The organism is Agromyces sp. NPDC029043 (genome assembly GCF_055564615.1).
Genome location: NZ_JBVHVX010000002.1, coordinates 103,574 through 121,316, shown reverse-complemented (window position 1 = coordinate 121,316; position 17,743 = coordinate 103,574). Strand labels below are relative to the sequence as shown.

The window sequence follows — 17,743 nt, the reverse complement described above, 5'->3', positions numbered from 1 at the left end:
ACGCTTAGGGTGGGTGCATGACGACGCTCGCGCTCGGGATGCCGACGGTGCGGCGGTCGCCCTCCGAGGCGCCGTCGGTCGACGGCCGCCCCGACACGCCGGCGCTCGTCGACCGCTTCGGGCGGGTCGCGCACGATTTGCGCATCTCGATCACGTCGGCCTGTTCGCTGCGCTGCACCTACTGCATGCCCGCCGAGGGGCTCCCGGTGATCCCGCGTGACGAGCTGCTCTCGCCCGCCGAGATCGCGCGACTCGTCGGCATCGCGGTACGCGACCTCGGCGTCCGCGAGGTGCGCTTCACGGGCGGCGAGCCGCTCACGCGGCCCGACCTCGTCGAGATCGTGCGGCTCAGCGCGGAGGCCGCTCCGGGCACGCCGCTGTCGATGACCACGAACGGCATCGGACTCGATCGCAAGGCCGAGGCGCTCCGCGATGCCGGTCTCTCCCGCGTCAACGTGTCGCTCGACACGCTCGACCGGGAGCATTTCACCCGGCTGACGCGGCGCGACCGGCTTCCCGCCGTGCTGGCGGGCATCGCGGGTGCCCACCGCGCCGGTCTCGGCCCGCTCAAGGTCAACGCCGTGCTCATGCGCGAGACGCTGCATGACGCTCCCGACCTGCTCGCCTGGGCGATCGAACACGGCTGCCGCCTCCGCTTCATCGAGCAGATGCCGCTCGACGCCGACGAGGCGTGGAAGCGCGACAACATGGTCGACGCCGCCGAGCTGCTCGCGGTGCTCCGCTCGCGCTTCACGCTCGCGCCTGTCGGCCGCGAGGACCCGGCGGCACCGGCCGAGGAGTGGCTCGTCGACGGAGGCCCCGACACGGTCGGCGTCATCGCGTCGGTCACGAGGCCGTTCTGCGGGGCGTGCGATCGCACCCGGCTGACCGCCGAGGGCTCCGTGCGCTCGTGCCTGTTCGGCGACGACGAGACCGACCTGCGCGGGCTGCTCCGCTCGGGCGCGTCCGATGCCGAGCTCGCCGACCGCTGGCGCGCCGCGATGTGGGGCAAGAAGGCCGGGCACGGCATCGACGACCTCGACTTCGTCCGCCCCGTCCGGACGATGGGAGGAATCGGTGGGTGAGGTCGCGACCACGGCGAGCGCGACGGGCACGGGGAGCGCGACGCGAACGGTGCTCGTCCGGTACTTCGCATCGGCCGCCGAGGCGGCGGGCGTCGAGGAGGAGCGGCTCGACCTCGGCGGGCCGGGCGGGCTCGCGCCGACGGTCGGCGCCCTGCGCGACCTGCTCGTCGGCCGCTACGGCCCGGCGATGGCGCGCGTCGTCGCGAACGGGTCGTTCCTCGTCGACGGCGTCGTCCGCCGCGACCCCGCCGCGCCCATCGGCGCGCAGGTCGACGTGCTGCCGCCCTTCGCGGGCGGCTGATCGCTCGCCGCTCGCCGGTCGCCGCCATCGACACGCCTCCCGCTCGGAGGAAACGTTCCCTTCTCACTTCCCGGTACCGGAGTACCGAAGTACCGAAGTACCGAAGTACCGGACTATCGACGTACCGAAGTACCGAAGTACCGGACTATCGACGTACCGGAGTACTGGGGTACCGGAGTACCGGAGTACCGGAGTACCGGAGTACCGGAGTACCGAAGTACCGAGGCAGGGAGGTACCGGAGTACCGGCGTACTGGAGTACCGGGGTAGGGATGTACCGGAGTACCGGAGTACCGGAGTACCGGAGTAGGGAAGTACCGGAGTACCGGGGATCTTACGAGGGGATGGTCTTCGGAGCGCCGGTCGGCACCGCGAGACGACCGATCGTGCCGCAACCCGGCTGCGTGCCGACGGACGTCGCGGCGCGGGCGGGCGCGTAGGCGACCACGCGTCAGAGGTTGACCCACTCCGTCGTGCCGCCCTCGAGGTGCTGGCGCTTCCAGATCGGCGTGCGCTCCTTGATGCGGTCGACGAGCAGCGCGCACGCCGCGAAGGCCTCGGCGCGGTGCGGGGCGGCGACGGAGGCCACGAGCGCGACGTCGCCGATCGCGAGCGAGCCCACTCGATGGGCCGCGGCGACCCTCAGGCCGGTCTCGCTCGCGACCTCGGCGCAGGTCTCGCGGAGGAACCGCTCGGCCTCGGGGTGCGCCTCGTAGTCGAGGGCCGTCACGGCGTCGCCATGGTCGTGGTCGCGGATGACGCCCTCGAACGTGACCAGGGCGCCATCCTGTCGCTTCAGCACGAACGCCTCGATCGCGGCACGGTCGAGCTGATCGGTCGTGACGCGTGCGAAGACCTCGGCCGGCCGGTCGGACTCAGGCATGCGGGGCGCCTCCGTGCTCGAGGCGATCGGCCTCGCCGCTGCCGGCCGGCGCGACGGCTGCGCCGTGCGCCTCGTGCCCGTGCTCGGCCGCGTCACCTCGCGGGTGACGGCCGCGCGGTGCGTGGTCCCCGCCCGCGACCTGGTCGAGCAGGTGCGGCAGCAGGTCGTCGAGCACCGCGAGGCCGTCGGCGACGCCGCCGCGCGAGCCCGGCAGGTTGACGACGATCGTGCGGCCGGCCACGCCGGCGAGCGCGCGGCTCAGCGCCGCGGTCGGCGTCGTGGTGCGCCCCGCGGCGCGGATCGCGTCGGCCACGCCAGGCAGCTCCTGGTCGAGCACCGCGCGCGTGGCCTCGGGCGTGCGGTCGTGCGGGTTGACCCCGGTGCCACCTGTGGTGAGGACGACGGCGGGCCGCTCGTCGACCGCGGCGCGCAGCGCGTCGGCGATGTCGGCGTCGGCGACCACGCGGGGGGCACCGGACTCGAGGCCGTGCTCGGCGAGCCAGTGCGCGATCACGGGTCCGGTCGCGTCGGCGGCGGTGCCGGCGGCGGCGCGGGTCGAGGCGACGAGCACGATCGCGCGACGCGAGGGCGCGGCATCCGCGTCGGGTCCCGGTACGGGCGTTTCCCGTCCGACTGCAGCACCGGGGGCCTCCTCATCGGCCCGCCAGACGCCGCGCTTGCCGCCGCGCTTCTCGACCAGGCGGATGTCGCCGAGCCGCGCCGCGGGGTCGACGGCCTTGACCATGTCGTGCAGCGTGAGCCCTGCGATCGCGACCGCCGTGAGCGCCTCCATCTCGATGCCCGTGCGGGCGGTGGTCGAGACCGTCGCCCGGATCGTGACGGCCGCCTCCTCGAAGCCGAACTCGATCGACACCGCGTCGAGCGGCACGATGTGCGCGAGCGGGATCAGTTCGCTGGTCCTCTTGGCGCCCGAGATGCCCGCGATGCGCGCGGTCGGCAGCACGTCGGCCTTCCTCAGGCGGTCGCTGCGGACGAGGCCGACCACCTCGGGCGTCGTGTCGAGTCGTCCCTCGGCGATCGCGACGCGGTGCGTGACCGGCTTGCCGCCGACGTCGACCATGCGCGCGCGGCCGTCGTCGTCGAGGTGCGTGAGCGAGCTCATAGGTCCACGGTATCCACGAGATCGCCGGCATCGAGCGACGTGACGCTCTCGGGCACGACGATGAGCAGGTCGGATGCCGCGAGCGCGGCGACCAGGTGCGAACCGGGTCCGCCGACCGGAGCGGCCTGCCCGGTCGGCAGGCGCCGCCCGCGCAGGTACTGCCGGCGACCCGGGATGGACGTCACGGCCTCGGCCAGCGGCATCCGCTCGGCGCGAACCGGCGCCAGCCCCGCGATGGCACGCAGCGTCGGCGCGACGAACAGCGCGAACGAGAGCTGCGCGCTCACCGGGTTGCCGGGGAAGCCGATGAGGGGCACGCCGCGGAAGACCCCCGTGGCCTGCGGACCGCCCGGCTGCATCGCGACCGACCCCACCCACGCGCCGAGCGGCTCGATGAGCTCGCGCACGACCTCGTACGCGCCCTTCGAGATGCCGCCGCTCGTCAAGACGAGCTCGGCCCCGGCGTCGACCGCCGCGTCGAGCTCGTCGCGCAGCCGCCCGACGTCGTCGCGCACGCGCGCCGTGTGCACGACCACCGCGCCCGCGGCCTCGACGCCCGCGACCAGTGCGATGCCGTTCGCGTCGGGGATCTCGCCCGGTCCGAGAGCGCCGCCCGGAGCCACCAGCTCGCTGCCGGTGCTGACGACGGCGACGCGGACGCGCTCGCGCACCAGCAGCTCGGTGAGGCCGGACGCCGCGGCGGCCGCGAGGTGGCGGGGCGCGAGCCGGATGCCGGCCGGCAGCACGTCGGCCCCGGCCCGGAGGTCGGACCCGGCCTCGCGCACGTACTCCCCCGCCGCGCGGGCCCGCAGGATGCGCACGGCGCCGCCCCCGCGACCGTCGGGCTCGGTGTCCTCGACGGGCACGATCGCGTCGGCGCCCGCGGGGACGGGTGCGCCGGTCATGATGCGCACCACCGTGCCGGCCACGAGCGCCGCGGGTGCCCCCGGCGCTGCGGCCACCTCGCCGGCGACGGGCAGCACGATCGGGGCGTGCGCGACATCCGCGGCTCGGACCGCGAATCCGTCCATCTGCGCGTTGCGGAACGGCGGCAGCGCGATCGGCGACTCCACGGGCGAGGCGGTGATGCGGCCGAGCGCGGCGTCGGTCGCGATGCGCTCGGTCGGCCGGGCGCCGAGCGGGGCGAGCAGCGACCGCACGAACCGCGCGTGCTCCTCGACGGGAACGCGATCGGGCATCAGTAGCGCTCCAGGCTCGCGTCGACCGTTCGCGACCAGGCATCGATCCCGCCGGCGAGGTTGCGCACGCGCGCGAACCCGAGCCCCGCGAGGTGCTCGGCGGCCAGTCGCGACCGCACGCCGAGGTGGCAGTAGACGACGACGGATGCCGCGGGGTCGAGCTCGCCCGCCCGGCCGCCGAGCTCGTGCAGCGGGATGAGCGTCGAGCCGGGAAGCGCGACGAGGTCGGCTTCCCACGGCTCGCGCACGTCGAGCAGCAGCAGCGGCGTCCCGGCGGCCAGCTCGGCCGCGAGCGCGGCGGCGTCCACCTCGGGGATGACGGCAGGGGGGTGCGCGGGCGTCAAGACCGGCGCGTCGTGTCCGCCCTCGGCGCGCGCGTACGCGATCTCGCGGGTGCGGCCAGTGAGCGCGTCGTAGACCGCGACCCGGCCGATGAGCGGCTCGCCGAGGCCGGTGAGCAGCTTGAGCGCCTCGCCCGCCATGAGTCCGCCGGTCACGGTGCACACGCTCGGGAGGATCCCGTCGACCTCGCAACTGAGGCCGGCGTCGGCGGGCGGCTCGGGGAACAGGTCGCGGTAGGAGACGCCGCGCGCCTCCCACGAGACCCCGACCTGCCCGGAGAACCGGGCGGCCGAGCCCCACACGAGCGGGATGCCCGCCCGCGCCGCCGCCGCGTCGGCGACGTACCGGGTACGGATGTCGTCGGTGCCGTCGATCACGAGGTCGGCACCGTCGATCAGCTCGTCGGCATTGCCCTCGTCGAATCGGACGGGCACTCCGAGCAGCTCGGCGTCGGGCGCGACGAGGGCGGCCGACTCCGTCGCCGAGTCGACCTTGCGACGCCCGATGTCGGCGTCGGCGTGCAGCGTCTGGCGGTGGAGGTTGGTGACGTCGACCCGGTCGTCGTCGACGATCGTGATCCGGCCGACGCCGGACGCGGCGAGCGGCGGGATGACCGCGCTGCCGAGCCCGCCCGCTCCCAAAACCACCACGTGGGCGTCGGCGAGGCGTTGCTGGCCGGCGGTGCCGAATCCCGGCAGCACGCGCTGCCGGGCGTATCGGGGTGCGCCGGGGTCGATGGCCGCCATCCCTCGATTCTCGCAGGAGCGGTCGGCGGCGGCGCCCCGCATATCGCGCGCGATGATATCCGCGCAACGCCTGACGCTTTCTCAGCATCCGGGCGTAGCGTTATCCCATGGCCCACGGACCGGGTGTCGGCGACACGCCGAGGCTCCGCGCCGGGCGCCTGACCGAAACGGGTCGCGACCGAGGCCCGTACCGCGCCAGCGTCACGAAGGGTCGAGCATGAGCCGCACGAGCGAGGGGCCTCCCGAGGTGGGCGACCACGAGGGGCATTCCGTCGCGAGGCTGCTGCGCTCGATGGTGCCGCAGCGCCCCCGGTTCATGCGCGGGCCGCGGATCCCCGACGGCGTCCGGTCGCCGGTCATCCGCACTGAACGGCTGCTCCTCCGGCCCCACCGGCTCTCCGACGCCGACGAGTGGTACGCGCTGCAGTCCGACCCGCGCGTGGTCGAGCACCTGTCGTGGCCGCTCCGCACACGCGCGGAGTCGTTGGTGCACCTCGCGCATCGCACGCGGCACACGCGGCTCGAGCAGCTCGACGACTTCCTCGCGCTGGCGGTCGTGCTCGACGGCCGGCTCATCGGCGACGCCTCGCTGCACCTGCGCTCGCTCGATCGCGCCGACCGGCGCGTCGACGTGGGCTGGGTCATCGGTCCGCAGTGGCAGGGCCGGGGGTATGCCCGCGAGGCCGCCGAGGCGATGCTCGAGCTCGCGTTCGACCGGCTCGGCTCGGCTCGCTGCGAGGCGCACATGGCGTGGGCGAACTCGGCGTCGAAGGCGCTCGCCGAGCGGCTCGGCTTCGAGGAGGGGCCGACCGGCGGGGCGGAGCGCATCATGGTGCTCACCGCCGATCGCTGGCGCGAGCTCCACCCCCGCAGCTGAGCCCGTGCGCCGCATCTGCGGCTATGATCGGGGAATGACGACGCATCCGCGGCGGCGACCGTGACGCGCTTCCGCATCAGCGAAGCCGCCGCCCTGCTCGGCGTGAGCGACGACACCGTTCGCCGCTGGGCCGACCAGGGCCGCCTGGCGCTCGGCCGCGCGGCCAACGGCATGCAGGTCGTCGAGGGCGCCGAGCTCGTGCGGCTGCTCGCCGACCAGCCCGAGGGCGGGGCCCTCGCCGACGCGTTCCCGCTCGCGCGCGCGTCGGCGCGCAACCGCTTCGTCGGGATCGTGACGGCCGTGCACCGCGACGGCGTCATGGCGCAGGTCGAGCTGCGCGCCGGCCCGTTCCGCATCGTCTCGCTCATGAGCCGCGAGGCCGCCGACGAGCTGGGCCTCGAGCCCGGTGTGCTCGCTGCGGCGAGCGCCAAGGCCACCGTCGTCTCGATCGAGCTGCCGCCGGGGGCCGACGCGTGACGCGGATGCCTCGGCGCGCGGCCGCACTCGCGGGCGTCGCGGGCGTCGCCCTCTCGCTGGCCGCGTGCGCGCCCGCGGGCGGCGCCGCCGGCGGCGGCGCACCCGTGTCGTCCGACGAACTCCGAGCCGGCACGCTCACGGTGTTCGCCGCGGCATCCCTCACCGAGCCGTTCGCGGAGCTCGCCGACCGCTTCGAGGCGCGCCATCCGTCGATCGAGGTGGTCCTGAACCTCGGCGGCAGCGCGGCGCTCGCGCAGCAGGTCGTCGAGGGCGCGCCCGCCGACGTGCTCGCCGCGGCGGCCGAACCGCCGATGCAGACGCTCGTCGACGCGGGCCTCGCGGCCGACCCGGCCGTGTTCGCGACGAACACGCTCGAACTCGTCGTGCCGGCCGGCAACCCGGGTGCGGTGGCGGGGCTCGACGACCTCGCGCGCAGCGAGCTGCGCGTCGCACTGTGCGACGAGTCCGTCCCGTGCGGCGCGGCGTCGGCGACGCTGCTCGACGCGGAGGGCGTCGTCGCGCAGCCCGACACGCTCGAGTCCGACGTGAAGGCGGTGCTCACGAAGGTGTCGCTCGGCGAGATCGACGCGGCCCTCGTGTACCGCACCGACGTGCTCGCGGCGGGCGACGCGGTCGAGGGCATCGAGGTGCCGGGCGCGGCATCCGTCGTCAACCGCTACCCGGTCGCGGCGCTCGCCGACGCGCGCGATCCCGAGGCCGCGCAGGCGTTCGTCGCCTTCGCGACCGGCACCGAGGCGCGCGAGGTGCTCGAACGGCTCGGGTTCGGGGCGCCGTGATGACCGGCCCCGGCGCCGCCCCGCGCGCCATCGGTCGGCTCGCGTGGCCGGTCGCCGTGCTCGCGGCGGTCGGCCTGGCCTTCCTCGTCCTTCCGCTCGTCGCGCTCGTCGTGCGCGCGCCGTGGGGCGAGCTGGCCGAGCTCGTCACGCGCGAATCCGTGGTCGAGGCGCTCGTGCTCTCCCTCGTGACGGCAGTGCTCGCCACCGCCGCGTGCCTCGTGCTCGGTGTGCCGCTCGCGGCGCTGCTCGCCAGGTCGGCCGGCTGGGCGGTGCTCCCCCGCCGGCTGCTGCGCGCCGTCGTGACCGTGCCGCTCGTGCTGCCCCCGGTCGTCGGCGGCATCGCCCTGCTCCTGCTGCTCGGGCGCCGCGGACTCGTCGGCGGCGTGCTCGCGGACCGGTTCGGCATCACGGTGCCGTTCACGACCGGCGCCGTCGTGCTCGCCCAGGTCTTCGTCGCCCTCCCCTTCCTCGTGTTCGCGGTCGAGGGCGCGCTGCGCTCGGCCGACCGCCGCACCGAGCTCGCCGCCGCCACGCTCGGCGCCTCGCGGGCGCAGGTGTTCCGGCACGTCACGCTCCCGCTCGTCGCACCCGGCGTCGCGGCGGGCGCGATCCTCTGCTTCACGCGCGCACTCGGCGAGTTCGGCGCCACGATCACGTTCGCGGGCTCGCTGCCGGGCGTGACCCGCACGCTGCCGATCGCGAGCTACCTCGCGATGCAGACCGACCCCGACGAGGCGGTCGCGCTCGCGCTGCTGCTGCTCGCCGTCTCGGTCGGCGTGCTGCTGCTGCTTCGCGACCGATGGACGCCGGGGGTTCGCGGATGACGCCCGCGACCGCCTCCTCGCCGGGGCATCCGGTGCTCCACGCCGATGTGACCGTCACGCGCGCCGCCCACACGGTCACCGCCGCGTTCGACGTCGCGCCGGGACATCCGCTCGCCGTGATCGGCCCGAACGGCGCGGGCAAGACGACGCTGCTCGCCGCGGTGGCGGGCCTCGTGCCCGTCGAGGCCGGCGGCGTGCGCATCGGCGAACGCGTCGTCGACGGGCTGCCTCCCGAGCGGCGTCGCGTGGGCGTCGTGTTCCAGGACTACGTGCTGTTCCCGCACCTCACGGTGCGCGACAACGTGGCGTTCGCGGCGCGCATGCGCGGGTCGCGGGCGGCGGCGCGCGCGGCGACCGAGCCGTGGCTCGAGCGGTACGGGCTCACGGCACTCGCCGACCGCCTGCCGGGCGAGCTCTCGGGGGGCCAGGCGCAGCGCGTGGCCCTCGCGCGGGCCCTCGCCGCGGAGCCCGACGTGCTGCTGCTCGACGAGCCCATGGCGGCGCTCGACGTCGAGCTGCGCGACGACATGCGCGCCGAGCTCGCCGCGCACGTCCGCGAGTTCGGGGGCGCGACCGTGCTCGTGACGCACAGCCCGGCCGACGCTGCGGCGCTCGCCGACGCCGTGCTCGTGCTCGAGGGCGGCCGCGTCACGCAGCGGGGCACGCTCGCCGAGCTCGCCGCCGAGCCGGCGACGCCCTACGTGCGGCGGATGCTCGCGGCATCCGCGGACTGAACGCCCCCGGCCGCTCTGCCGCGGCCGCGCTCAGCGGGGCGTGTCGAGGTGCACCTCGACCGGCTCGGCGTCCGCGATCTCGGCCCACGACCACGCGGCGAACCGGAACTCCGCGACCGCGCACGTGGGCATGTGGTCGATCTCGCCCGAGAGCCGGAACGCCAGGTCGGACATGCCGGGGTCGTGCGCGACCACGAGCGCGGTCGTCACCTCGTCGTCGAGCCCCGCGACGACATCGAGGATCGTCTCGGGCGACGAGCCGTAGAGCCGCTCGTCGAGCGTGAGCGTGCCGGGCGCGACGCCGAGCTGCTCCGCGATCGCCTCCGCAGTGCTCCGCGCACGCACCGCCGTGCTCGACAGGATCGCGCCGGGCACGATGCCGCGTTCTCGGATGCGACGGCCCATCTCGGGCGCATCGTGGCGACCGCGGTCGTTGAGCGGACGGTCGTGGTCGGCGAGCGTCGGATCACCCCACGCGGACTTGGCGTGGCGGACGAGCACCAGCGTCTTCATGCGCCGAGTCTGCCACCGCTCGCCGGCGGCGGCACCCTCAGGCGGTGACCCGTGTCGCGATCCCCGCGGCGAGCTCGAGCACGCACAGCGCGGCGAGGCGCACCGTGCGGCCGTCGGGCGCGTCGGCCGTCGCGTCGATCTCGACCAGGTCGGCACTGCGCACGCGCCGATCGGATGCCGCGGCACGGACGAGGGCGCGCAGCTCCCATGCCGCGAGCCCGCCCGGGACCGACGCGTGGCAGCCGGGGGCGACGGAGCGGTCGCACGCATCGACGTCGACGTCGAGGTGCACCGGACCGCCCGCGGCGCCCGCCACGTCGAGCGCCTCGGCCATCACGTCGGCAGGTGCACGGCGGTGCAGCTCGTCGCGGTGGATCACCGTGATGCCGAGCTCGGCCGCCCGGCGCGCGTAGGCGGCCGAGTTCGCGAAGTCCTGGATGCCGACCTGCACGATCCGGGTCGGATCGAGGCCCGCCTCGACGAGTCGCCGCACGGGCGAGCCGTTGGAGACGCCGTCGCGCAGGTCGTAGTGGGCGTCGATCGTGACGAGGCCCGCGCGCCCGAGGTCGTCGCCCCACGCGCCGAGCGCGGTCGCGTACGTCACCGAGTTGTCGCCGCCGAGCGCCACGAGCGCGGCCGAGCGCGCGAGCACCTCGGCGACCCGCGCGCGCGTGCGCTCCTCGCCGGCCGCTCCGTCGGGCTCCTCGACGTCGCCCGCGTCGGCGTGGGCGAGCGCGCCGAGGTCGACGATGCCTGCCGGACGGGCGGCGGGCGCCGGGCCGTCCGTCGCCGTCGCCACCGCCGCCGACCGGTCGGGCATGAGCGCCGCGCTGTAGCGCCGCAGCGCGTCGCGGACGGCGGCCGGGGTCGCGTGCGCGTTCGTGGGCGAGAGCGAGGTGCGCCAGGCGGGCACGCCGAGCAGGGCCAGGTCGACCCGCGCACCCGGGGCCAGTTCCTCGAGGCGCGGCCAGTCGCCCGCGCGGGGCCAGAGCGGGTCGTGCGAGAGGGTCATGCCACGACGCTACTGAGGCGCATGCCGCGGCGCGTGCGTCGCCGTCGGCGTCGCGTCTGCGATCCCGGACCCAAGTGGATCACCCGCCCGGTGGCCTCGGCGTCTCGTCGAGCGCGCGCACGATCTCCCGGTACTCGTCGGGCGTGATCTCACCGCGCGCGAGTCGCTCCGCGGCGATGGCTCGTGCGGTGCCCACGTGGGGCGCGGCGCGATGCCCGGGCGGCGGCCCGGGATGGTGCGCGGCGTCGGACCGGTTCGTCAGCAGCACGATCACGACGACCACCGCCGCGACGACGAGCAGGATCGGCAGGAGCAGCCAGACCCAGCTCCAGCCCCACCCCATCCCGTAGTGATCCCAGAACACGCGTCCCACCTCCGAGTCCGGGGCCAGCGGCCCCGCTGCCGCGATCGTAGGTCGCCGGCGCGGCGCCGGTCAGGGCCGAAGGGCCTGAACGAGCTCGCGCTCCCGCGTCGCACCGAGGCCCGCGCGTCGCTCGCGCTCGAGTCCGGCCTCGCGCTCCCAGGCGAGCAGGCCGTCGAGGAGCTCGCGCGTCGTCCGCAGCCCGAGTCCCTCGCGCACCGCGGCCGCGTTGGACCGGTCGAGGAACGCGTGCCACGTCGGGTCGGCGATCCAGAGCGGCAGGGAATCGGGTCCCGACCACTCCGCCACGCCGAGCTCGGCGAGACGGTCGGCGGATGCCGCGACGACCTCGCCGTGGTGCCCGCCGGCCTCGCGCGACATGGCCAGCCAGTCCGCGAAGCTCGTCCGGGGCCCGACCGCGTTGAACGTGCCCGCGAGCCCGCGCTCGACGGCGTCGAACACGAAGCCGACGAGGTCGCGCACGTCGATGACCTGCACCGCGGCATCCGGGATGTCGGGCACGAGCATGGGCTCGCCGTCGCGCGCCGAGCGGGCGACCCAGTAGCCCGCGCGGTCGGACGGGTCGCCCGGGCCCGCGATGAGTCCCGGACGGACGACGAGGAGCCGCGCGGGGCCCGCGTCGCGCCAGGCCGCCTCGCACGCCGCCTTCGCCTCGCCGTACGTCTCGGGCGTGGACTCGTCGTCGTCGAGCGGCGGCAGCAGCGCGGCCGACTCGTCGGCGCCGGGTTCGTCGTGGCGAGCGTACACGCTGCACGACGAGACGAACGTCACGTGCCGCGCCCGCCCGGCGAGCGCGGCGGCCGCGCGGCGCGCGTGCCCGGGCTGCCGCGTGAGGTCGATCACGGCATCCCAGTCGCGCCCGGCCACGGCGTCGTATGCGGCCGGGCCCGCCGCATCCCGGTCGGCGACGACGAGGTCGGCGCCGGCCACGACCGCGCCCGACTCGCCGCGCGCGAGGCACGTCACGCGATGCCCGCGCGCGAGCCCCTCCTCGGCGAGCGCACGTCCGAGCCACTGGGTTCCACCGAGGATGAGCAGGTCCATGCGCTCATCCCAGCACGGGCGGCGCGCCGCTCGCGCGCATGTTCACGCAGCGCGAACCGGGGTCTCGGGACGCCGCTCCGCGGCTACGCGGCCACCGGCCTCGGGCCATCCGCTCGCCGTCGCATCACCACGCGCACGCCGAGCTTGCGCAGTTCCTCGACCCAGAGCACCACCGACGCCATCGCCGCGCAGACCGCCCAGTGCGCGGCGTCGAGCGGCGCGGTGCCGAATGCGACCTGCAACGCCGGCAGCGACACGACCGCGACCTGCAGCACGACCGCGAGCAGCACCGCGCCCCAGAGCCAGCCGTTCGTGAACAGCCCGCGGAACGCGCTCGAGGTCGCCGACCGCGCGTTGAACGCCGTGAACAGCCCCGAGAACACCAGCGTCGTGAAGCCGGCCGTGCGAGCCACCTCGAACGAGTCGGTGCCTCCGGGCACGAGGCCGCCGGGCAGGAACACGTCCATCGTGAGCAGCGTCGTCACCGCGATCACGAGGCCCGTCACGCCGATGCCGATCCACATGCCGAGATCGATGGCGCGGTCGTGGATGCCGCGCGGGGGCCGGGCCATCACGTCGTCGATCTCGGGGTCGACGCCCATCGCCAGCGCCGGGCCGGAGTCGGTGACGAGGTTGATCCACAGGATCTGGGTCGCCAGCAGGGGCAGCACGAGCCCGCCGTCGCTCGCCGCCGTGAAGCCGAGCGCGCCGGCGAACACGACGCCGAGGAACACGGTGAGCACCTCGCCCATGTTCGAGTAGAGGAGGTAGCGCAGGAACTTCCGGATGTTGTCGAAGATGCCCCGGCCCTCACGCACGGCGTGCACGATGGTGGCGAAGTCGTCGTCGGCGAGCACCATGTCCGCCGCCTCCTTCGTGACCTCGGTGCCGGTGATGCCCATCGCGATGCCGATGTCGGCCGACTTCAAGGCCGGCGCGTCGTTCACGCCGTCGCCCGTCATCGCGACCACCAGCCCCTCGGCCTGCAGCGCGTCGACGATCCGCAGCTTGTGCTCGGGCGCGACCCGCGCGAACACCGAGACCGTGCGCACCGCGTCGCGGAGCTGGCGCTCGTCCATGCCGTCGAGCCGGGCGCCCGGCAGCGCGATCCCGTCGTCGTCGATGATGCCGAGGTCGCGGGCGATGCGCGCCGCGGTCGCCGGATGGTCGCCCGTGATCATGACGACGCGGATGCCGGCGGCGCGCGCCTCCGCGACGGCAGGCCGCACCTCGGGTCGGGGCGGATCGATGATGCCCACGACGCCCGCGTAGACGAGGTCCTCCTCCGCGGACTCGTCGAAGCCCGCGGCATCCGCCCGCCCGTCGCCGCCCTCGAGCTCGGGCGCCGGACGGTACGCCACCCCGATCGTGCGGAAGGCCTCCTCGGACAGCGCCTCGGCCTCGGCGAGCGCGCGCGCCCGCCGCACCGCGTCGAGCGCGACGACGTCGGTGCCGACCTGGATGCGGGTGCAGTGGCGCAGCAGCACGTCGGGCGCACCCTTGCTCAGCACCACGAGGTCGCCTCGCTCGTGCCGGTGGGCGGTCGACATCATCTTGCGCTCGGAGCTGAAGGGCACCTCGCCGACTCGCGCGTAGCGCGCCGCCTCGGCCGCCGTGCCTTCGAGCTTGCGGGCCGCCACGAGGAACGCCGCCTCGGTCGGGTCGCCCTCGATCGCCCACTCGCCTCCGCGCTCGGCGAGCTGCGCGTCGTTGGCGAGCGACCCGGCGCCGAGCACGAGCTGCGCCTCGAGGCGCGCGGGTCCCGGCTCGAGCGGCCGGCCCTTCATCGTCGCGGCCCCGACCGGCTCGTACCCGACCCCGCCGAGGTCGACGGTCCCCGACGCGGTCACGACGCGCTGGATCGTCATCTGGTTCGTGGTGAGCGTGCCCGTCTTGTCGGTGCAGATCACGGATGCGGAGCCGAGCGTCTCGACGCTCGAGAGCGACTTGACCACGGCATTGCGCCGCGCCATCCGCTGCACCCCCAGCGCGAGCACGAGCGACAGGATCGCCGGCAGCCCCTCGGGCACCGCCGCGACGGCGAGCGAGACGCCGAGGAGCAGCACGGTCACGAACTCCGCCGGGGTGCTCACGCCCTGCACGAGCGCGACCGTCAGCATGACCACGATCGCGATCGCCACCACGATCCGGCCGAGCATGCGACCGAGGTGGCCGACCTCGACCTGCAGCGGCGTGGGCTCGTCCTCGGTCTCGTCGAGCATGGTCGCGATCGCGCCCATCTGCGTCGACATTCCGGTGGCCGTCACGATCGCGCGGCCGGTGCCGCGGCTCACCGCGGTGCCCTTGAAGACCATGTTGCGGCGGTCGCCGAGCGGCACGTCCCGGGCGAGCGTCTCGGTATCCTTCGCCACCGGCGCGCTCTCGCCGGTGAGCGAGGCCTCCGCCACGTGGAGCGCGGACGCCCGGAACAGCCGGGCGTCGGCGCCGACCTGATCGCCTTCCGCGAGCACGATGACATCGCCGGGAACGAGCTCGGTGCTCGCGACGGTGCGCAGCCGGCCGTCTCGGAGCACGGTCGAGTGGGCCTGCGTCATCACCGCGAGCGCTGCCACGGCGCGCTCGGCGCGCGACTCCTGCACGAGTCCGAGCACCGCGTTCAGCACGATGATGCCGAGGATCACGATCGCATCGATGGGCCAGCCCTCGGCGCCCTCGACGATCCAGGCGACGACCGAGATCGCGACCGCCGCGAGCAGCAGCAGGATGAGGGGGTCGGACACCTGCGCGGCGGCGCGCCGCCACAGCGGATTCCGCACGGCGCTGCGCAGTTCATTGGGACCGTGGCCGGCCAGGCGCGCCGCGGCGACCTCGGTGGCCAGGCCGCGCTCGGGATCGACGTCGAGACGGCGTGCCACCTCATCGGCGGCGGTGCGTGCCGGGTCGAGCCCGATCGAGGTGTGTGGCGGAACCGCGGCCATGGTTCCATCCTCCGGGCGCTCCGGTCGGGGTCGCAACGGACGGAAGACCTGCCGGAGGATGCGGCGAGCGCGGGAACCCGGAATGATCGCTCCGTGGAACCGGTTGTGGCTTATACCCCCTAGGGGTATAGTTTCGACGGCACCGTCCCGGAGGTCACCATGGACACGCACCACGACGAGCACGCGCACCACGCGACATCCGACACCCTCGCGACCGAGGCCCAGGCGGGGCACGAGGCGCGTGCCGAGCACGACGCGCACGCAGGGCACGAGGTGCACGCAGGGCACGAGATGCACGCGGCCCACGGCGGTCACGACGGGCACGACGCCGCCGCGGGTCACGCGGCGCATGCCGGCGGCCACGCCGACGCACATGCAGGGCACGCCGGGCACGGCGACCACGTCGCGCAGTTCCGCCGCCTCTTCTGGATCATGCTCGTCGTCGCCATCCCGACGATCGCGTTCAGCGGCATGTTCGCCGACCTCATCGGCTACGAGCTGCCCGACAGCCCCATCGTGACGTGGATCCCGCCGGTGCTCGGCTCGGTGCTGTACTTCTGGGGCGGTTCGCCGTTCCTCACGGGCGCGTGGTCGGAGCTGAAGGCCCGCAAGCCAGGCATGATGCTGCTCATCGGGCTCGCCATCACGGTGGCCTACGTCGCCTCGCTCGGCGCGAGCCTCGGGATCTTCCCGCACCACCTCGACTTCTGGTGGGAGCTCGCGCTCCTCATCGTCATCATGCTCCTCGGCCACTGGCTCGAGATGCGCTCGCTCGCGGCGACCTCGTCGGCGCTCGACGCGCTCGCTGCGCTCCTGCCCGATGAGGCCGAGCGCGTGATCCCGGCACCGGATGGCACGACCACCGTCGAGACCGTGCCGCCGTCCGAGCTCGCCGTCGGCGACGTCGTCATCGTGCGTCCCGGCGGTCGCGTGCCGGCCGACGGCCACGTGCTCGACGGCACCGCCGCGATGGACGAGTCGATGATCACCGGCGAGTCCCGCACCGTGAGCCGCGGCCCCGGCGACCACGTCGTCGCGGGCACGGTCGCCACCGACACCGCGATCCGCGTGCGCGTGGGCGCGGTCGGCGACGACACCGCGCTCGCGGGCATCCAGCGGCTCGTCGCACAGGCCCAGGCATCGAGCACGCGCGCACAGCGGCTCGCCGACCGCGCGGCCGGCTGGCTGTTCTGGTTCGCGCTCGGCGCCGCCGCGGTCACCGCCGTCGCGTGGGCGATCGCCGGGCTGCCCGACGAGGGCGTCATCCACACCGTGACCGTGCTCGTCATCGCCTGCCCCCACGCGCTCGGCCTCGCCATCCCGCTCGTCGTGCAGATCGCGACCGAGCGCGCGGCCCGCGGCGGCGTGCTCGTCACCGACCGCCTCGCGCTCGAGACCATGCGCACCGTGCAGGCCGTCCTCTTCGACAAGACCGGCACGCTCACGAAGGGCGAGCCGGTGGTCACGGATGCCGCGGCCGCGCCGGGGCACGACCTCGACGAGGTGCTCGCCCTCGCCGCATCCGCCGAGCACGACTCCGAGCACCCCCTCGCGAAGGCCATCGTCGCCGAGGCGGGCCGTCGCTCGCTCGCCCTGCAGGCGGCATCCGGCTTCGAGGCGTCGGCCGCGGTCGGCGTGAGCGCCGAGGTCGCCGGGCGCACCGTGCACGTGGGCGGCCCGGGGCTGCTCGCCCGCGAGGGCCTCGCGCCGCTGCCCGAGTCGGCCGCGTGGGCCGAGCGCGGCTCGACCGTGCTGCACGTCGTGATCGACCACCCGTCGACCGGCTCAGGGGGGCCCGAGGTCGCGGGCGTGATCGCGCTCGCCGACGAGATCCGGCCGGAGTCGCGCGAGGCCGTCGACGCGCTGCACGCGGTCGGCGTGCAGGTCGTGATGATCACGGGCGACGCCGAGCCGGTGGCTCGAACGGTCGCGGCCGAGCTCGGCATCGACCGCGTCTTCGCGGGCGTACGGCCCGAGGACAAGGCCGCCAAGGTCCAGGAGCTCCAGGGCGAGGGCCTCTCGGTCGCGATGGTCGGCGACGGCGTGAACGACGCCCCCGCGCTCGCGCAGGCCGACGTCGGCATCGCGATCGGCGCCGGCACGGATGTCGCGATCGCGTCGGCGGGCGTCATCCTCGCCTCGAGCGATCCGCGTTCGGTGCTCTCGGTGATCGAGCTGTCCCGGGCGTCGTACCGCAAGATGCAGCAGAACCTCTGGTGGGCTGCCGGCTACAACCTCGTGTCGGTGCCGCTCGCCGCGGGCGTGCTCGCGCCCATCGGGTTCGTGCTCCCGATGTCGGTCGGCGCCCTGCTGATGTCGCTCTCGACGATCATCGTCGCGGCGAACGCGCAGCTGCTGCGCCGGCTCGACCTGCGCCCCGAGGCGTCGGCCCGCGCCGCGCTCGAGCGAGCCTGACCGCTCACCGAGGACCGGAGCGGGCGGCGGTCCGCCCGGTCCGGCCCTCGG

General features: G+C 74.9%; 17 protein-coding genes. 8 read left to right on the top strand and 9 right to left on the bottom strand.

Annotated elements, in window-relative coordinates:
• Window positions 1-17: 17 nt before the first annotated feature.
• Together moaA and ACZ4TW_RS04265 are read left to right on the top strand one after the other, a co-directional pair.
• Complete coding sequence (gene moaA, locus ACZ4TW_RS04270; protein ID WP_465540501.1) at window positions 18-1,085, top strand: GTP 3',8-cyclase MoaA; 1,068 nt, start codon at window positions 18-20, stop codon at window positions 1,083-1,085.
• Window positions 1,078-1,386 (top strand): MoaD/ThiS family protein, encoded by a 309-nt coding sequence (locus ACZ4TW_RS04265; protein WP_465540500.1) that lies wholly within the window; start codon window positions 1,078-1,080, stop codon window positions 1,384-1,386. The genes moaA and ACZ4TW_RS04265 overlap by 8 nt, the downstream gene beginning before the upstream one ends.
• A 450-nt stretch (window positions 1,387-1,836) precedes the next feature.
• Here the strand turns inward: ACZ4TW_RS04265 and ACZ4TW_RS04260 are convergent, their stop codons facing one another.
• From ACZ4TW_RS04260 to ACZ4TW_RS04245, 4 genes are read right to left on the bottom strand one after another with little or no spacing between them, the layout of a single operon-like run.
• Window positions 1,837-2,268 carry a molybdenum cofactor biosynthesis protein MoaE gene (locus ACZ4TW_RS04260; RefSeq protein ID WP_465540498.1) on the bottom strand — a complete coding sequence of 144 codons (432 nt, stop codon included), beginning with the start codon at window positions 2,266-2,268 and terminating at the stop codon, window positions 1,837-1,839.
• Window positions 2,261-3,391, bottom strand: a complete 1,131-nt coding sequence (moaCB, locus tag ACZ4TW_RS04255; RefSeq protein WP_465540496.1) for a bifunctional molybdenum cofactor biosynthesis protein MoaC/MoaB — start codon at window positions 3,389-3,391, stop codon at window positions 2,261-2,263. Before moaCB ends, ACZ4TW_RS04260 begins: the two co-directional genes overlap by 8 nt.
• Window positions 3,388-4,590: a molybdopterin molybdotransferase MoeA gene (locus ACZ4TW_RS04250; protein ID WP_465540494.1), complete on the bottom strand. Its 1,203-nt coding sequence runs from the start codon at window positions 4,588-4,590 to the stop codon at window positions 3,388-3,390. Before ACZ4TW_RS04250 ends, moaCB begins: the two co-directional genes overlap by 4 nt.
• Window positions 4,590-5,678 (bottom strand): ThiF family adenylyltransferase, encoded by a 1,089-nt coding sequence (locus ACZ4TW_RS04245; RefSeq protein WP_465540493.1) that lies wholly within the window; start codon window positions 5,676-5,678, stop codon window positions 4,590-4,592. Before ACZ4TW_RS04245 ends, ACZ4TW_RS04250 begins: the two co-directional genes overlap by 1 nt.
• A 217-nt stretch (window positions 5,679-5,895) precedes the next feature.
• Between ACZ4TW_RS04245 and ACZ4TW_RS04240 the strand changes: the two genes are divergently transcribed.
• From ACZ4TW_RS04240 to ACZ4TW_RS04220, 5 genes are read left to right on the top strand one after another with little or no spacing between them, the layout of a single operon-like run.
• Window positions 5,896-6,555, top strand: coding sequence for a GNAT family N-acetyltransferase (locus ACZ4TW_RS04240; RefSeq protein ID WP_465540490.1), 660 nt, complete (start codon window positions 5,896-5,898; stop codon window positions 6,553-6,555).
• A 60-nt stretch (window positions 6,556-6,615) separates the two neighbouring features.
• Window positions 6,616-7,032, top strand: coding sequence for a TOBE domain-containing protein (locus ACZ4TW_RS04235; protein WP_465540488.1), 417 nt, complete (start codon window positions 6,616-6,618; stop codon window positions 7,030-7,032).
• Between the two features lie 5 nt (window positions 7,033-7,037).
• Complete coding sequence (gene modA / locus ACZ4TW_RS04230) at window positions 7,038-7,829, top strand: molybdate ABC transporter substrate-binding protein (protein WP_465540486.1); 792 nt, start codon at window positions 7,038-7,040, stop codon at window positions 7,827-7,829.
• The gene (locus ACZ4TW_RS04225; protein ID WP_465540484.1) at window positions 7,829-8,653 is read left to right on the top strand and encodes an ABC transporter permease; all 825 of its coding nucleotides are present in this window, start codon (window positions 7,829-7,831) and stop codon (window positions 8,651-8,653) included. The genes modA and ACZ4TW_RS04225 overlap by 1 nt, the downstream gene beginning before the upstream one ends.
• Entirely contained in the window at window positions 8,650-9,387 is a 738-nt protein-coding gene (locus ACZ4TW_RS04220) for an ABC transporter ATP-binding protein (protein WP_465540482.1), read from the top strand. The genes ACZ4TW_RS04225 and ACZ4TW_RS04220 overlap by 4 nt, the downstream gene beginning before the upstream one ends.
• 30 nt (window positions 9,388-9,417) lie before the next feature.
• Here ACZ4TW_RS04220 and ACZ4TW_RS04215 read toward each other — a convergent pair whose 3' ends face one another.
• The 5 genes from ACZ4TW_RS04215 to ACZ4TW_RS04195 form a co-directional block, all read right to left on the bottom strand.
• Window positions 9,418-9,900, bottom strand: coding sequence for a SixA phosphatase family protein (locus tag ACZ4TW_RS04215; RefSeq protein ID WP_465540479.1), 483 nt, complete (start codon window positions 9,898-9,900; stop codon window positions 9,418-9,420).
• A 37-nt stretch (window positions 9,901-9,937) separates the two neighbouring features.
• Entirely contained in the window at window positions 9,938-10,912 is a 975-nt protein-coding gene (locus ACZ4TW_RS04210) for an arginase family protein (protein WP_465540477.1), read from the bottom strand.
• Between the two features lie 79 nt (window positions 10,913-10,991).
• Window positions 10,992-11,276 (bottom strand): SHOCT domain-containing protein, encoded by a 285-nt coding sequence (locus ACZ4TW_RS04205; RefSeq protein ID WP_465540476.1) that lies wholly within the window; start codon window positions 11,274-11,276, stop codon window positions 10,992-10,994.
• 69 nt (window positions 11,277-11,345) lie between these two features.
• Complete coding sequence (locus tag ACZ4TW_RS04200) at window positions 11,346-12,338, bottom strand: NAD-dependent epimerase/dehydratase family protein (RefSeq protein ID WP_465540474.1); 993 nt, start codon at window positions 12,336-12,338, stop codon at window positions 11,346-11,348.
• Window positions 12,339-12,421: 83 nt separating this feature from the next.
• Window positions 12,422-15,277, bottom strand: a complete 2,856-nt coding sequence (locus ACZ4TW_RS04195; RefSeq protein WP_465540473.1) for a cation-translocating P-type ATPase — start codon at window positions 15,275-15,277, stop codon at window positions 12,422-12,424.
• Window positions 15,278-15,436: 159 nt separating this feature from the next.
• On the opposite strand from ACZ4TW_RS04195, the gene ACZ4TW_RS04190 reads away from it, so the two are divergent.
• The gene (locus ACZ4TW_RS04190) at window positions 15,437-17,692 is read left to right on the top strand and encodes a heavy metal translocating P-type ATPase (RefSeq protein ID WP_465540471.1); all 2,256 of its coding nucleotides are present in this window, start codon (window positions 15,437-15,439) and stop codon (window positions 17,690-17,692) included.
• Window positions 17,693-17,743 lie beyond the last annotated feature (51 nt).

Coding starts and splice junctions, on each gene's coding strand:
- moaA (WP_465540501.1), top strand. CDS start 18: ATGACGACGCTCGCGCTCGGGATGCCGACGGTGCGGCGGTCGCCCTCC.
- ACZ4TW_RS04260 (WP_465540498.1), bottom strand. CDS start 2,268: ATGCCTGAGTCCGACCGGCCGGCCGAGGTCTTCGCACGCGTCACGACC.
- moaCB (WP_465540496.1), bottom strand. CDS start 3,391: ATGAGCTCGCTCACGCACCTCGACGACGACGGCCGCGCGCGCATGGTC.
- ACZ4TW_RS04250 (WP_465540494.1), bottom strand. CDS start 4,590: ATGCCCGATCGCGTTCCCGTCGAGGAGCACGCGCGGTTCGTGCGGTCG.
- ACZ4TW_RS04245 (WP_465540493.1), bottom strand. CDS start 5,678: ATGGCGGCCATCGACCCCGGCGCACCCCGATACGCCCGGCAGCGCGTG.
- ACZ4TW_RS04240 (WP_465540490.1), top strand. CDS start 5,896: ATGAGCCGCACGAGCGAGGGGCCTCCCGAGGTGGGCGACCACGAGGGG.
- modA (WP_465540486.1), top strand. CDS start 7,038: ATGCCTCGGCGCGCGGCCGCACTCGCGGGCGTCGCGGGCGTCGCCCTC.
- ACZ4TW_RS04225 (WP_465540484.1), top strand. CDS start 7,829: ATGACCGGCCCCGGCGCCGCCCCGCGCGCCATCGGTCGGCTCGCGTGG.
- ACZ4TW_RS04220 (WP_465540482.1), top strand. CDS start 8,650: ATGACGCCCGCGACCGCCTCCTCGCCGGGGCATCCGGTGCTCCACGCC.
- ACZ4TW_RS04215 (WP_465540479.1), bottom strand. CDS start 9,900: ATGAAGACGCTGGTGCTCGTCCGCCACGCCAAGTCCGCGTGGGGTGAT.
- ACZ4TW_RS04210 (WP_465540477.1), bottom strand. CDS start 10,912: ATGACCCTCTCGCACGACCCGCTCTGGCCCCGCGCGGGCGACTGGCCG.
- ACZ4TW_RS04200 (WP_465540474.1), bottom strand. CDS start 12,338: ATGGACCTGCTCATCCTCGGTGGAACCCAGTGGCTCGGACGTGCGCTC.
- ACZ4TW_RS04195 (WP_465540473.1), bottom strand. CDS start 15,277: ATGGCCGCGGTTCCGCCACACACCTCGATCGGGCTCGACCCGGCACGC.
- ACZ4TW_RS04190 (WP_465540471.1), top strand. CDS start 15,437: ATGGACACGCACCACGACGAGCACGCGCACCACGCGACATCCGACACC.